Origin of the sequence: Mesobacillus stamsii (assembly GCF_030814065.1) — a bacterium.
GTDB classification, from domain to species: Bacteria; Bacillota; Bacilli; order Bacillales; family Cytobacillaceae; genus Mesobacillus; species Mesobacillus stamsii.
The window spans coordinates 90,276-104,719 of record NZ_JAUSUN010000004.1 but is presented as its reverse complement, the minus strand read 5'-3'; the positions used below and the strand labels follow the sequence as shown (position 1 = coordinate 104,719).

The following is a 14,444-nucleotide window of genomic DNA, read 5'->3' as shown; positions in this document are numbered from 1 at the left end:
ATCCTCTCCTTTACCAATAAGCGATATCAAGTCCATAATAGAAATTATCGGTTGCCAAAAGTTTAACAATTCCCGTTCCCGGTACATATTTCCAAAACTCAATAGGAGTGAAATTTGTCCCTAAACCAGCCAACTTAAGGAAAATAATATTCCCCTTTTTATTTAGAAAAGTATGATAATGGTAAGAGGTGTCATTCACGTTCACGAGATAGGTTCCGTTAAAGTCGGTCAATCGGGCATACTTAGCCGACGAGGTATAATAAGCATATAGATTATTTCCGACGGCTCCCCACATTGTTCGAGCTCCTCCAGCGGGAATCGTTTGGATTAAATTTTTATTGTGATCGCGAAGATTCATTAATCCTGCTCCGCTATCGTCATCAACGACATAATCTTTTGAAAAGGCTCTTACGCTGTAAGGTAAAGTAATTTCTTTAATTAAATTAAAATTCTTATCATACATAACCGCGGTATTTGGAGTTTTTACAAGGTCAATAGCATAGAAGTTTCCTGATGCGTCTAAGCCAGCTAACCTCTTACCACTAAACGCGGTTCCATTCGGAACCGTTATCGCGGCAGTGGTTATCCCATTCACTCCAGCCGATAATTCCGAAAAACTCGGAATCCCATCCCCGTCAGCGTCAAGAACTGTCCCGCCTTTGCCAGTGATAGCGTTCTTGACTTGAGTTTTCCCATCACTGACAGATGACTTTAAACTATCAATCTCTGTTTGTACATTACCATCTGTTGTTGAAACATTTGTTGCAGTCATTTCAGCAACGCTGATAACGCCATCATTTACATTAATTCCATTACCAATCATTACATGACCATATTCTGTATTTGACGCTCTTTCCGCCTGATGCGACGCAAATTCTTCCGGTGAAACAACCTTTTGCCATGTACTTTTCCAACTGTTGTTTGCGCCAGATGAGCGCTGATAAACCGCTGTTATTTTTTCCTGTCCGAGGGTAGACGAGTAGAATGAGACTTTTTGAAAAATGAGATATTCTCCAGTCGTGCCGCCTGTTACCTTCGATGTCTCGACTATTGCAGCATTGTTTGCAGAATGACCGATTTCGGTTCTCCATGCTGCAGCTGCAGTCGAAGATAAAGTGAATACAGAAACTCCATTCGGGTAGGCAGCTGGTAAATCAGAAACTGCCTTTGCTGAGATTACGTTTACTTTTTCCGAAGTTACATCTGTTGAATTCGCTTTTCCCCCTATTGAGCTGTCGATCTTACGAAAGTTTTCATTAAGCATGGTCTCAATATTAAACGTATCATTGCCATCCGCGATAGGATCCTTGAGATACAATGATAAATTCGGAGTGTTTTCCGCCATTAGCTGTCACCTCCAGCAAATTTATTCAAGGTTAACGATTCCACTTCTGTAAGAGTCATACTTTGATGTATGTCTTTAATCAGAATGAAAAGAAATACATACTCGATTAACAGATGGGCAGGAACGATCTCCCTCAAAGCGTTTTTAACGTCTTGTAGGTTGGCTGGTACACCGTAATTAGAAGTGAATTTTATTTCCACCTTCTCAGGCATCTCGATAACTTCAATTTCCCCGTTATACCAGGATTCAGCAACATCTTTCACAAGAGATACTGTCGTTACCCCTGCGCCTCGAATTTTCGATTTTAAAACGGATCTTCGTTGATCGATAGGCTTCGAACTGTCAGGGTATATTCCGAAAAACTCTTCCCACCTGTCCAGTCCCCATGTTGTTTTTTCGATGAACAGTTGATCAAGGACATCATCCACTGAGTTTTGCAAATCCGTTAACACTAAAGCGTCTGCATTCACCAGTTCAGAAAAGTCCTTAATCTGATCATAGAAACGAGGCAACTCTTTCTTTAATTCGATAACCATTTCATTGACTGTGATCATGTGAAGGTCACCGTTCCCATTACCGGTACTTGCTCAGTTGCCGGTTGGATATTAACCGTTCCGCCATTAACCAATAGATCGGTATAGTCAATGATTGGAGGCAAGTCCAAAAGTATATTTGCAATGCGGGTATACCGAATCAATTCTGCTTCTCCGGTAATATCATTGGTTTTGAATGCGATAGACTGCAAGTATTCTCTCAAGCCTTCAGTAAACTGTGACTCTACGTCCTCTACAGTTGCTCCTGGAGCCAGGGTAAGTGTAGCCGTTACATTAACCGGCAATTCTACTGCTGATACTACAGTCACAATGGCGCCGATTGGCCTCTCCTTCTCAATCAGCTCGACAGCTTCGTCAATGGTCCCTTGCGTAACTGCAGTGCTCTCGTTACTCACCAGAACGACCTTGACGGTATTAGGTCCATTCCAAACTGGCAGAACCTTCACACCACCCACGTTAGGAACGGAGAGAGCCCATTGTTCATAATGGTACACATTTCCGCTGGTCGCTTGCCGTTGTACCCTTATTTTTAACCTGTTCTTTAAACTATCATCAGACTCTTCATCGATCGCCGAAACCAATACATCCGTTAGCACAGCTGATCCAAGTCCAGTAACAGGTTGAAGAGGAATGATTTCACCGGATCCACTATTCCCGCCGGTCCCTGTTTGTTCAGCGGTCAATTTATACTCACCCACTGATATCCGTTCGGATACAAGGAACGTCGCATCCTCATAGGCAAACCTAGTGTTGAGAGGGATATCCATAAGGGCTCCTGTAGAGTCGCGAAAAACACCTTTCCTAACGGCTTGTGTTGCCAGCTTCCTGTAAACGCCGAATTCAGCAGCACGCAGTGTTAGGTACTCACCATCAGCTGTGTCAGCAAATGCCAGGCTAAGGAATACATCCAGAAAGCTATATAGTTCCGCTATTTTTGGAGCGATATAAACAGTCGCGTCATATATCACGGATCCTTCACGCTTATCTATCGAGTCATCAATAGACTCGAGTATTTGATCTCTGATGGCCTCGAATGTTTTATCCTCAAACAAAAGGAATCACCCCTCTCAGCACATTTACATCGCCGTAAACCGTTTTTGCGGTGAATGAAATATATGCTTCGTCTTTTATAAATTCTAATGTCATATCCTCAATGGAAGTAATTCTGTCATCCTGCAGAAGAGCTTCTTCAATCCGTCTTGGAAGTTCCCCTCTTACGAAAAGTTGCTCATACCCTATCAAACTCTCAAAGCCGTAGTCCTCGGAGTAAATCAAGTGGGCGAACCTCCTGGTATTCAGCACTTTGAAAACGGCCTGCTCCATCGCCTCTCGTCCATCAATGAACCCCCGACATCTACCCCTGACAAAATCAAGCTTATAAGTTTTATTGGGCGCATTCTCTTCCTCGATGACGTCCATGTCTTCCGTCAGCGTTATCCCTTCTTCGGGTAGGACCATATCAATTAGCCTCCCTTATAACGATCGATTACGATATATTGATGGCCGCCCTGGACTCTAGAAAGAATGACTTTGTCCCCGGGTTTTAAGCCATCGTTGAATTTCATGACCACTGCCTCTGCTGAATTATTGATAATTACGTTTCTTTCGTGCACGGTTAAATGCTCGGAGACGACTAGGAATTCTTCTGGCAAAGTCAGTTTTGAATGAATCTCGACACTTAATGGGCTTATTGTTTTAACCACCCCGAAAGTATGCTCAACAGGGTTCGTAGCTGCTACTGCTTTCAGGGCAGTTCGTTTAATTAAATCGACCAGGCTCATTAAATCACCTTCACTTTCAGGGACATCGTATGAATCCCTTCTTTCCATCGATGAGTGCATTCATCCACAAGGAAATATTCTTTTATCCCTATTTTCTCGATATAAATAAAAACCATGGATCCAGCTCTTATCTTCCAATTACCAAGGCATTCAATATCAAGAGTCCTGGATGGATTTCCTTTCAACTGGATATATTTTGTGCCGAGATCTTTAATCTGAGCATCAGTCATGTTCTCATCGATTTTCTTCCAGTGTTGGAGCAGGCCCCATTTTTTCTGCTTTGTGGAATCTTCAAAAATAAAGGTTTCTCTCTTACCTCTTTTTTTGTTATCCCGAACGAACTTAACCCTGTTATAGGTGTCGTTGTCAATCGACCGTTTATAATTAAAACTAAAAAGCAGACTATCTTCACCAATATAGAAATCGTCTGCTTTTATAACCATATTCTTGATGTTTTTTAGAGACAATTTGCCGAAATCATCAAACAGGATATAATTCTGGTTGGTTGCAACTAACGAGGCGTCCAAAAACTTTGAAACCACATCAAAAGCCTTTTTCCCATCCTCTACAATTCCAGGAGAAACATAACCTGTGTTCTCGAAAGTGCCAACTTTTAGACCGAACCTCTTACAAATGGTCAAGATGGCTTTGTCGGCAGGACTAGCCGGAATTACAAAAGTGTCCTCATTCATCAAATATCGAAGCTGATCATATGCTTTGATGGTCATGACACTGTCTTTTGAATATCCATCATCAAAGAGATATCCGTAGAAAACTTTGTGTTTGCCATCCATCACACGAACGATTGCCCCTGATTGAATAGGATACTTTAAAGGGTTTTCCAGGACTAGACTTGCTTCGACCGTTCCGGCTTTACCGATTCGTTCAGTCTTCCAAGTTAAATCCCTTATAGGGATGTCATACACATCGCCCTGGCGATTATCAATTAAGAATTCCATCATGCACTCCTCATTTCGGAGGAAGTTTTATTTTCAGGCCAATTGGCAGCCTTCTATAATCGCTCTTCTTAATATTGTTGAGTTTAGCGATTTCCGGATATCTGGTGCCGCTTCCTAAAAACTTCTCAGCCACCTTCCACAGACTATCGCCTTTAACAAGAGAATAGGTTTTATACCGTGGTTTAGGATTTTGTCTAGGCGGCGTCTTCTTTTTAACGGCAACCGGCTTGTTTGTGGATGGCGACTTTTTTATTTTCATTTTCTGAATACCAAATGGCTTGTACTGTTTCAAATGCAAACTGAAGTTCACATCGTTAGATCCGAATTGTTCGTCGTATGTGAATTCTTCAATTGTCGTAAGAAGATTGATCGTGAATGCACCATTAGCATAGATATAACGAACAGAAGTCCGTTCTTCATGCCATTTTTTTATTTTATCGATATAAAACTTAGGTTGTTGTTGGCCAGAAGTCGAAAATGCATACTTCTGACCAGGTAGAAATGATTCTATTGTAAACTCCTGAAGCTCTACATCTTTCGGAACATTGACACTTCCTAGCTTCGCAATCTTGAATTCTTCCCCAGACCCCTTCATTGTAACCTCAATCTTTTCGGGGTTAACAGGCAGCCGAAATCCCTCGGTATCATTGTTGATACTCAAATAAATACCATTGGTCATTAGTAAGCCCCCTCAGCACTGCGAGCTATTTCGTCAATCATGGTGCTTTCGATTTTGCTGACAATCTTATCGATATCCGCCTCTTCTCTCACGGTTGTTCCTTCGAATTTCACAGTAGGAGTGAGAGTTACCTTCACTTCTTTTATTGAACGGTTCTCTGCGAAATCCCTGAGGAACCTTAGATCTTCATCAGCAATGTTGATTTCGTCATCGATCTTACCCACCGAATCGAGTTTTCCTCCGGTTGGGTTTTTACCCTTGCCGCCACCAAGTGGATTTCCCATTTTATCTGCTCCCTCGAGAGCCTTGATGAGCGAATCGTCAATTTTTCCGTTGAATGGATTCGATGCCTGGTCAGGTCCTTTAAATAATCCCTTAACCTTATCAATCGCCCCATTTAGTTTTTCCGAAGCTGAAAGGGATAACTTTTCGCCGACATTTTTACCTTTATTGAATGCCGCTGGAACATTACCAAGGCCTAATCGAGGTAGGCTCACTACATTCTCGGCACTTGTCGGTGCTTTTAAATTGCTGGCCATGTTCTGCAACTTATTTGAGATGCCTGACACTGATCCAGCATCAAGCTTACCTACCTTGCCAATATCAACACCAGGAATCATATTTAGAGCCGCTATCAGTCCGTTGATGCCGCCAATTGCGATATTGGCTGCTGTGACAAATACTTTGGCCAGAATGTCAGCTGCTCCTTCAAATGACCCTGCCATCGATGCCATCATATCGATGCCGCCTTTGGCTAAATCGTAGAATAGCTTTTTGGCCGCATATGTTGGATCGATGAACACGTTGATCAGGAACTCGGCAAAACTAATAATGAAATTCCACATCGTGGCAAACACGTTCCAGACGTACACACCAAGTGCGGAAAACAGGCCGGTTATAAAACCGATGACGCTCGCTGTCTGGTTACCCCATGTGACCATGGCATAGACCACAAGTGCGATAACCGCGACGAACGCAATCAGGATCCAAGTGCCAGGGAAAGCGTACATTGCCGCATTCAATCCGTGCTGTGCCACCGTCTGAGCGAATGTCGCTCCGGTTGCTGCCATTGATGCTGCCGCCTGAAATGCTTTCGCTGCATTCAATGCCCACGTTGCGACGGTTACTAATCCGAGTATCCCGAGATATCCAATCAGGGCACCTGAGAGAACTGCGATGATCGGTCCGATGATGGACCAATTCTCGGCCATGAAGCTGCCAATCGCCCCTACCCTGTTGTAAAACCCTTCGAGTGTGTCGAACACCAGTCCCATTCCTGCGACGAACATATTCACGAAGAACATTGCGTGACCCGCCAGGACTCCGAATGCATCTGAGTTCACGAATTGATTGAACCTTACGAGTATCGGTTCAAATGCCCTTGTCGCCCAGTTACCCAGCATCGTCATGGCTTGTCCGAAGGTCATCGGCATTTTACTGAACTTATCCTCGATGTCATCCGCTGCCTTGAACAGGGCTCCTTTGATGATGTCCGCTGTGATGGTTCCCTCAGCTGACATATCCTTCAGCTCACCCTTTGACTTGCCAGTGAACTCCGCAATGGATTGTGCTAGTAACGGCGCATTCTCCATGATGGAACGGAATTCATCGCCCTGGAGCTTTCCTGCTGCCATTGCCTGGGTAAGCTGATACATACCTGCCTGACGTTCCTGAGTCGATGCACCGGATACGGCAAAAGCTTTACCCATTAGCTCAGCAAATCGAATGGCCTCTTTGTTACCACTGAAGGCTTCCTCTGCTAAAAGGTTCAACTTTGCCACCGAGCTTGCCATGTCGTTATATCCGGATTTACTCCGCTGGGCCGCGTTATACACCTCGTTCTGCAGCTGCACCTGTGTTTGCAACCCGTCGTTGACAAGAGATAGCCGGGCTGCAGTTGAAACGTAGGTGTCAGATGCTGTGGTCAGCTTGTTGAATCCACTGATCAGCGCTTGTACGGAAAGATAGGCAGCTGCCGCACCTACAAAGCTAGAAAAGAAGTTCCGCACAGCGCCCGTGGCCCTTCCAATAGGACCCGGCAGATTGGTGAATTGTTCTTGTAACGGCCTTGTGCCGTTTATACGCGCCGTTCGGGCTGCCGACATGAATCGCTCCAAATCAGCCGAAGCTGACTGCAATCCTGTTCGCGCCCTGGATAACCCTCGATTTTCTACGTTACCTGCTGACCGGTTCATCTTCTCCATGGTGGAGATTGTCTGATCCATCGCCTTTATGATCTTTTGCAGAGGCCCTGTCATACGGTCCTGTAATCCTAGACTGGTTTGAGTACCTGACATGTATTCACCTCCTGACTACTTTTTCATCTTGTTTTTAATCTTTTTCTGCTCGATTTGAATACTTGCAATCACTAAAGCTTTTTCTCTAGCATTCAAATCCAACCATTGCTTCGGTGTCCAATAAAAGTTATGGAGGGTATAGTGATAATAATTTGCCTCTGGATCCGCATCATCACCATACCCTCCTTCTATTAGTTTTTTGCTTCTTCGATCAAGTCGTCAGTGGAGTCCCCGAGACCGCTAAGCTCAATAACCTTCTCAGAGATTTTCGTAGCTTCTCCTGCGTAAAACATTTCATTGAACAATGCTGTAGCGCCCCGCACGCCATAGTCTTCCTGAAGCTCAAGAGATTGAAGATCAGGATGGACAATCGACGCAACCGCAATTTCACGATTGTATTTCACGGGGTTAAACACTCGTTCTTGTTTTCCTTTTTTACCTGCCTTGTTCTCAAAACACATTTCTGTGATTCGATCACCTTCTGCAGATGTTAAAGGACGAAGGATAATTGGTTCGTCAAATCGCTCGAGTTTCAGTTCCACATTTTCAACTTTTTTTACATTGGCCTTTAAGAAGCTTTTAAGATTGCCCATCTGTATAATCTCCCTCTCTACTTATCTATTCGATAGTTTTAAAACGTTCGAGGATTTCTAGGTCATCCCAAGTGAAATCACTCTCATCCGTCAAAGTGTCTTCAGTATCGCCGTCAAGCATAGCAATGAGAGCACTGTCCGGTACCAGGTTCTTTAGCAGTACTGACTGCCTTCCTGCACGGCTGGTTACATCAGCATTCGTGATCATGACATCAATCTGAGGAGTAACACCGTTTTTTACGAAGTTGTATACGTAGTCGCGCATTTCTGGACGATGATAGTGAATGGTCCAGCTGCCAACACCTTCAGCACCAACTACCTTCGAGCCCTTCATCCTCTTGCCAACTGCTTTTACATCAGCTTTTAACAAGTTGATACGGGCTTCAATTTTCACGATTTCAGCAAATTCATGGACACGGCCGTCAATTGTAGCAAAAACCGTACCTTCCTTACCGCTGATCACATCATTATTCTGTAAAATGGCCATTCAGCGTTCCCTCCCTACTGACAGTTAACTGTCATGTATAGTTTTTCCATAGCGTCGTTAAATTTGATTGACATTTCAACAACGACACCGTCTTTATCTACTCCCTCAGTGATCGTAATCTCATCAGGAATATAAGCATCAATCGCACCCCTGCCTACAAGTGGATCCAGTACTACTGTCATAATCTGACCCTTGAAAAGGTTCCTTCCGGTTAAGTTGTTGGTCACCTTTCCGATGAAAAAGCGAGAATAGATGTGCTGGACATTATTGGCGATAATATCCATGGTCCTGACCAACTTGTTTTTGCGGAAGTCCTGGTTGTGTTCTGGAGTGAAGGAACGGAAAGTATTAATATCCTGTTCAACGACAACACGGTCCACTCCATCAGCGCCGGCATCATACGTATAAACGATATGGCCTTGTTTGAGGGCATCAACGATGTCATCATGGCCAAGTCGCTCTACATCGATCGCGCCTGGATACTCCGCATAGGTCAAAGAATTAGTTGTGGCAGCAGCATAGGCACCTGCGTACCAGTACAACGCATCAGCTGCAGGTAGAACTTCTCCACCTGTTAGAGTGACACCGTTTAGTACGGATACTACACCTTTGTAATCTGCCGTATTGTAATCATTGACAACAAGAGTGACATTCTTACCCTGAGACTCCCTTAACTGTTTGACCTTTACCGCCATCAGTTGCTTAATGGATTCGTCAGAAGTCGATACAGCTACAACCTTGAAGTTTTGCATATCAAGAGCTGTTGCAAAATCTGCATATGATTCACTTGTTGATGCGACAGTTGTTCCACCAGCTAAAGATAGAGTGGCATCAGCTGCAGGAAGTTCTCCGGAGAAAACAACATAATCATTCGCGACTAGATCCGCTGCAGTTGCAACAACCTGAGAGTCAACTTGGCTGCCTTCAAAGAAAGTCTTAACTGTTGAATCCGTCAATCCTTTGGTGACTACAACAGTTATTTTGTTTCCATCAGTACCGCCATATTTTGCTGTCGCAATGAAAGGAGTGCTCGTAGCCGTGGCTTTTTCTCCGGCTCCGGATAGATTGTACACGCTGATATCACTAGTCGCTTTGAATGATTCCCGCAAGGATTTAATGTCATCCAGCGCCTTACCGAAAAGAGATTTGAACGCTGTTTTCGGATTAACTTCCACGAATTGTCCTGTTGGACCCCAATCGAGGGACAAAGGAATAATCAACTTTCCTGCTGAATCAAGACCAGCCACAGATGGAGTGTTTGATTCAAAATTGATATATGCGCCAGGGCGCACTTTGTTTTGTGTTTCCCAAGTTCCGCCAGTCATTACTTAACCTCCTTCTTCTTCCACTCATTCACTAGGTTTTTTACATCGATCTGAGTGTACTTTTTCTTATCATTAAGGACTACCTGTAAAATCAGCCGTTCCTTACTGTTTTTAGCTGCATCAACAAATGCCTGCTTACTGTAGGTTTGTTGTTTACCGGCCTTCTCTGCCATTACAGCACCTCCAAGTTTGCCATCAGGATGTCTTCTTTAACATCCTGTAAATATACTTTGATAGAAAATGTGATGATCAAAGTACGGTCGTGTTTTTCCGATTGAATATTATGGACGTGAAACCGATCAGCGATGTAGAGGAAGTTTGAATAGAACATCTCGTTCACTAAATCGCATTCAGAATGATACAACCTTTCATCCAAAGGAAAAAAAGTGATCACGAATGGATAGGTACGTTCTAAATTTATGCCCAGCTTTCGCTCCTGGTCTGATGTAAGAGTGCGCAAAATAAAAGCAGGGGTAATCAACCCCTGCTGCACGTCTTCATCATATACTTTGTAACCTGGAAACACGCTTTTCAGTTGGGCGATTATGAGAGTCTTCAACTCATCAATCAAAATAATCCCCTCATTTCCTTCTCGACTTCACGCTGCCACATTCTCGGTGCGATCCGTTCCATTTCATCCATCGTCAGTTTCAACATGAACTTTCCTTCTACCCACCCGACTGTCTGACCTGCCACAACAATCCGGTGCCCTTTCTCAACAAAAGAAGCATATTCAACCTGGTTATACACTACAATGAAAAACGTATCTCCACGTTTAAATACATAGTGTTTCCAGTTGTTCCGCAAGTCTCCAGTGTCAACAGGTGTCATTTTTTTCACCTTTCGAACTGCCATCAATCCAATTCGGTTTGCTATGCGCATGTGAATCTTATGAGACTCCTTCAAAAGATCCACCAGTTTGTCTTTCATAACTTTCATTTCGGAGAATTCATATCCCATTATGCATACCCCTTGAATTTCAGGCGGACTTCCTGGTGAGATACATATTTAAATGGCTTTCGCGCCGTTTCGTATTCCTCACCGTTGATAGTGATGATATCACCAGCGCGAATTTCATATGCTGCAGAAAGGAACATCTTTTCATCATAGTCGATGACATGAGCAGCCTGTTGATTGGAGTTATCCAGAGTTGACTGCCCCATTGTGGATAACCTACAAGGAACATCGGTATAAATGGTGACCCAATCCATTCCGTCAGCTCCATTAGGTTTTACAACCTCCTGGTGCCGCTTGATGGTGGCCCGCTTATCATACATCATCTCAACAGCCGGGATAGCTTTGCTCATTATGGCTTTGATATCCACAACTACCACCTTACCTTACGGAAACGCAGCAGCTGCGAGTTATAGTTGAACAGAAGATTTTCGACTTCTGCTTCACCTAACCCTGGTTTAGATCCTTCGAACGTTACTTGGACATCGCCTTCTTTTACCGATTTCACGGAATTAGGTGTTTCCCCTGTACTGCTCAGAAGGCGACGCCGTTGATCAGCTGATATGGCATCGATGGTCATCTCTGCATGGGTGAAAACTAGCTCGCTAGGTACCGATTGGATATTACAAAAGTTCTTGATAGCCTGTCCTGTCTCCGCAACATACAGAGCCAGGACATCATCACTAGGCAGTTGTTCTGACGGTACTTTTGCCTTTACGATCTCAAAAACGTCCAAGTCCTCCACCTCCTATTTTTCGAGGTGGTTTTTAAGGACCTCGAACAATTCTTTTTTATCTGCTGACTTCTTGAAATCAACTTCATCCTTCTCCAGAATGTCGATGATCTGCTCTCTGGTAATCTTGTCGTATTCAAGCTCGCCATCCCCTGTGTTCTCCGGGTTCTTAGGTTCCTCAGCGACAAAATCAAACAAGTCCTCGCGCATGTGTTCGTCTTGGATGGACAGTTCCTCACCCTTGACGTAGGACTTGCCGTTATAACGGACATTAATTCCTTTTACTTTGACGATCATTAGAAATAGCCTCCTTATGCGATTGGTTTTGCCTGGAATACTTCATCAGCTGCAGCGAATGAAGGTAGCGCAGTAGCAACAGCTTTTGTCCAAGTGCCGACTGGATCAACAGTCTCTTCATAAACCATAGCCAGGATATTTCCGACCTTAGTGATATCGATTGCTGGATCACGCATTAAGCGGATTTCCTCAGGAGTAGGTCCGTAAATGGTCTCTCCAAGAGTACCTTCGCTGAACAACACAAGCGCATTCTGAGCGAAATAACGCTTCTGAGTGTACGTACCGTTAGCGTTTTGAACACGATACTTGTTGTCGTAAGCAGCAAGAACAGGAAGGCCATGCTGCTCAAGGAAAGCATTCAAGTCCTGTCGTGTAGGTACACGCTGTGAACCTGTGCCGAAGAGCGCACCAACAATCTTAGGATGGCGCATTAATGCTTGCATGACTGCATTTGATGTCAGGCCTCGAGTCGGACGTGTTGGCAGCGTATCTGCCCAGCGCTCAAGGTCACCGATAGGATCAGATGATGCATCTGTCCATGCAGCTGTGCCCGCTAGAGCCTCCTTGTGCTCATCAGGCACTTGATAGTCGATTTCCATATTCAAACCGTTCCTTTGCAATGTCACAACACCACTAGCAAGTGCTTCCATGCGCATTGCTTCCACACGAGCGCGAACACCGTTAACAAGTGTATCCACGTCATTGAATACGTTCTTCATCAGGTACTCTTGCTCAGCAGCACTACGAGGTGCGTTAAGAGCGATGATATCCTCTTCCTTCATTTGCATCTTACGCTTGATCAACGCAAGCTCCAATGCCATTGCGCTAGCTTCACGAGAGCCGATCTCAGCTTCTGTGTTAAAATCGTGAACATTAGCTGCGACAGGCAGGGAACCTGCACCCTTAATCATGTCGAATTTCAGACTCTGACGCTTATTCTCCGGGAATAGCGTTTCACCCAACAGTGCAGGGTACTGGCGTTGGCTAGTATAAGTCAACAGTTCGGATTGGTTAAATAATTCTAATACATCTGGCATAGTGTTTTAGCTCCTTTTCTATTCAAAATTTAATCGATTTTAGCGGAATGTGATTTTGGTTAATGCATCTTTCGCAAGAGCAGCTGGCGCAACAGGTAGACGTGCTTCAAGGACATACCCTTCAACCATCACTGCTCCTGGCTGTGGACCTTCAGTCACATCTACATCACTGAACAGGATGCCTTTAGCTGTGGCATCGTTTGCTGGCCAGATTGTACCTGCAGGAACGATTTTACGTCCTTCTGCATTGGCAGTTACTCCGGCATCAGAGATCTGCTCAGTGAAATTTTGATAACGTGCACTTGCTAAAAAGTTAATACGTTCTGCTGTTTGCTTTTTTACATACGGCATGTGTTATGCTCCTTTCTTATTTCCATGGGTTATTTTCCGAAACTTTGGCCGCTTCGTTTGCTTGTTTAGCAAAAAGCGAACCTGGTGTTTCATCGGTTGTGCCTGTTCCAGGCTTTGTGCCTCCTACTCTGAATCCAGAAGGCTTAGCCGGCTGTTCAGGCACAAACAAAAAGGGCTTGGATTCCTTGAGAGTCTTGATTTGCTCATCCAGCCCTTTCTTTACTGATCCATCCTCGCCTACTTCAATCGTTGCTTTATCCAACAACGTGGATACAAGGTCAGCATCGTGGACCTTCCCAGCAAGTGCTAGCTTAACTGCGCTTGCCAATTGTGCATCCTTCAGCTTAGTTTCGTATGCTTCCTTGTCGACTTTGTATTGCTTCTCAAGGTCAGCAAACTTAGTTTGCAGCTCCTCATTGCCTTCCGCTTTTTTCTTCAGGTCTTTGAGGTCTGCGTCCCTTGCGTCCAGCTGCTTCTTCAGGTCATCCAGACTTGAAGACAATTCATTTGCCTTTTGCTTCTGTGCCTCGACTGTTTTCCCGTGTTCTGCCATGATTTTATCAATAGCCTCTTTTTCCAGTCCAAGGCCTTCTAAGAAATCTCTTTTCATTGTGGATCTCCTCTCAATACGTTTTTTTACGAGGTCACGACCTCATGAGGCTTTGGTAGTTTACGCCCACAAATGCTAACATGGCCAGTCGCTATTTACGGATAGCTCCGAGATAATTGGACCACCTTACCTTTCCGCTTTATCAGCTCCAAAGTTCAGGTTGTTATCTTTCAACACCTGATATAGAACGATGCCTAAGCGATTCACCATGTCCTCATCGTGCTCATTAAACCCGGCCTCGAAAAGACAAGCATGAATGATTTCATGTACCAGGGTTTGTTCCTTTTTAGTCTTCGGCAAATTCTTTAGAAGTTCGATTTTAGATTCTGTGTAGAGGCATGAGCCTGCATAACTCGTGCTACCATCCAGGATGACAACATCCACTTCCTCAATTTCATAATCAATGCCAGCGACCTTGATTTTATCCGGAATCATGTGAACA

21 protein-coding genes are annotated in these 14,444 nt (G+C 44.2%); all 21 read right to left on the bottom strand.

Features of this window, described 5'->3' with window-relative positions; all coding sequences use genetic code 11:
• Window positions 1–10: 10 nt before the first annotated feature.
• Complete coding sequence (locus tag J2S25_RS04495) at window positions 11–1,345, bottom strand: hypothetical protein (protein WP_307191324.1); 1,335 nt, start codon at window positions 1,343–1,345, stop codon at window positions 11–13.
• Window positions 1,345–1,899 carry a putative phage tail protein gene (locus J2S25_RS04490; RefSeq protein WP_307191323.1) on the bottom strand — a complete coding sequence of 185 codons (555 nt, stop codon included), beginning with the start codon at window positions 1,897–1,899 and terminating at the stop codon, window positions 1,345–1,347. The genes J2S25_RS04495 and J2S25_RS04490 overlap by 1 nt, the downstream gene beginning before the upstream one ends.
• Complete coding sequence (locus J2S25_RS04485; protein ID WP_307191322.1) at window positions 1,896–2,951, bottom strand: baseplate J/gp47 family protein; 1,056 nt, start codon at window positions 2,949–2,951, stop codon at window positions 1,896–1,898. The genes J2S25_RS04490 and J2S25_RS04485 overlap by 4 nt, the downstream gene beginning before the upstream one ends.
• The gene (locus J2S25_RS04480) at window positions 2,944–3,357 is read right to left on the bottom strand and encodes a DUF2634 domain-containing protein (RefSeq protein ID WP_307191321.1); all 414 of its coding nucleotides are present in this window, start codon (window positions 3,355–3,357) and stop codon (window positions 2,944–2,946) included. The genes J2S25_RS04485 and J2S25_RS04480 overlap by 8 nt, the downstream gene beginning before the upstream one ends.
• Before the next feature lie 5 nt (window positions 3,358–3,362).
• Window positions 3,363–3,680 (bottom strand): DUF2577 domain-containing protein, encoded by a 318-nt coding sequence (locus J2S25_RS04475; protein WP_307191320.1) that lies wholly within the window; start codon window positions 3,678–3,680, stop codon window positions 3,363–3,365.
• On the bottom strand, window positions 3,680–4,642 hold the full coding sequence (locus tag J2S25_RS04470; RefSeq protein ID WP_307191319.1) for an XkdQ/YqbQ family protein: 963 nt from the start codon (window positions 4,640–4,642) through the stop codon (window positions 3,680–3,682). The genes J2S25_RS04475 and J2S25_RS04470 overlap by 1 nt, the downstream gene beginning before the upstream one ends.
• A 7-nt stretch (window positions 4,643–4,649) precedes the next feature.
• On the bottom strand, window positions 4,650–5,318 hold the full coding sequence (locus J2S25_RS04465) for a LysM peptidoglycan-binding domain-containing protein (protein ID WP_307191318.1): 669 nt from the start codon (window positions 5,316–5,318) through the stop codon (window positions 4,650–4,652).
• Window positions 5,318–7,615, bottom strand: coding sequence for a tape measure protein (locus tag J2S25_RS04460; protein ID WP_307191317.1), 2,298 nt, complete (start codon window positions 7,613–7,615; stop codon window positions 5,318–5,320). The genes J2S25_RS04465 and J2S25_RS04460 overlap by 1 nt, the downstream gene beginning before the upstream one ends.
• A 191-nt stretch (window positions 7,616–7,806) precedes the next feature.
• Window positions 7,807–8,208, bottom strand: coding sequence for a phage tail assembly chaperone (locus J2S25_RS04455; RefSeq protein ID WP_307191316.1), 402 nt, complete (start codon window positions 8,206–8,208; stop codon window positions 7,807–7,809).
• 25 nt (window positions 8,209–8,233) lie between these two features.
• A complete protein-coding gene (locus tag J2S25_RS04450) occupies window positions 8,234–8,695 on the bottom strand; it encodes a phage tail tube protein (RefSeq protein WP_307191315.1) in 462 nt (153 codons plus the stop codon).
• A gap of 14 nt (window positions 8,696–8,709) precedes the next feature.
• On the bottom strand, window positions 8,710–10,020 hold the full coding sequence (locus J2S25_RS04445) for a phage tail sheath C-terminal domain-containing protein (RefSeq protein WP_307191314.1): 1,311 nt from the start codon (window positions 10,018–10,020) through the stop codon (window positions 8,710–8,712).
• Window positions 10,020–10,193 (bottom strand): hypothetical protein, encoded by a 174-nt coding sequence (locus J2S25_RS04440; protein WP_307191313.1) that lies wholly within the window; start codon window positions 10,191–10,193, stop codon window positions 10,020–10,022. The genes J2S25_RS04445 and J2S25_RS04440 overlap by 1 nt, the downstream gene beginning before the upstream one ends.
• The gene (locus J2S25_RS04435; protein WP_307191312.1) at window positions 10,193–10,591 is read right to left on the bottom strand and encodes a phage tail terminator family protein; all 399 of its coding nucleotides are present in this window, start codon (window positions 10,589–10,591) and stop codon (window positions 10,193–10,195) included. The genes J2S25_RS04440 and J2S25_RS04435 overlap by 1 nt, the downstream gene beginning before the upstream one ends.
• Window positions 10,588–10,980: an HK97 gp10 family phage protein gene (locus J2S25_RS04430; RefSeq protein WP_307191311.1), complete on the bottom strand. Its 393-nt coding sequence runs from the start codon at window positions 10,978–10,980 to the stop codon at window positions 10,588–10,590. The genes J2S25_RS04435 and J2S25_RS04430 overlap by 4 nt, the downstream gene beginning before the upstream one ends.
• Window positions 10,980–11,345, bottom strand: coding sequence for a hypothetical protein (locus tag J2S25_RS04425; RefSeq protein ID WP_307191310.1), 366 nt, complete (start codon window positions 11,343–11,345; stop codon window positions 10,980–10,982). Before J2S25_RS04425 ends, J2S25_RS04430 begins: the two co-directional genes overlap by 1 nt.
• 2 nt (window positions 11,346–11,347) lie before the next feature.
• A complete protein-coding gene (locus J2S25_RS04420; protein ID WP_307191309.1) occupies window positions 11,348–11,719 on the bottom strand; it encodes a head-tail connector protein in 372 nt (123 codons plus the stop codon).
• A 3-nt stretch (window positions 11,720–11,722) separates the two neighbouring features.
• On the bottom strand, window positions 11,723–12,004 hold the full coding sequence (locus tag J2S25_RS04415) for a hypothetical protein (RefSeq protein ID WP_307191308.1): 282 nt from the start codon (window positions 12,002–12,004) through the stop codon (window positions 11,723–11,725).
• A 14-nt stretch (window positions 12,005–12,018) separates the two neighbouring features.
• The gene (locus J2S25_RS04410) at window positions 12,019–13,041 is read right to left on the bottom strand and encodes a major capsid protein (RefSeq protein ID WP_307191307.1); all 1,023 of its coding nucleotides are present in this window, start codon (window positions 13,039–13,041) and stop codon (window positions 12,019–12,021) included.
• A gap of 39 nt (window positions 13,042–13,080) precedes the next feature.
• Window positions 13,081–13,392 (bottom strand): hypothetical protein, encoded by a 312-nt coding sequence (locus J2S25_RS04405; protein ID WP_307191306.1) that lies wholly within the window; start codon window positions 13,390–13,392, stop codon window positions 13,081–13,083.
• A 16-nt stretch (window positions 13,393–13,408) separates the two neighbouring features.
• A complete protein-coding gene (locus J2S25_RS04400; protein ID WP_307191305.1) occupies window positions 13,409–14,002 on the bottom strand; it encodes a phage scaffolding protein in 594 nt (197 codons plus the stop codon).
• 126 nt (window positions 14,003–14,128) lie between these two features.
• Window positions 14,129–14,437, bottom strand: coding sequence for a SprT-like domain-containing protein (locus J2S25_RS04395; RefSeq protein WP_307191304.1), 309 nt, complete (start codon window positions 14,435–14,437; stop codon window positions 14,129–14,131).
• Between the last annotated feature and the right edge of the window lie 7 nt (window positions 14,438–14,444).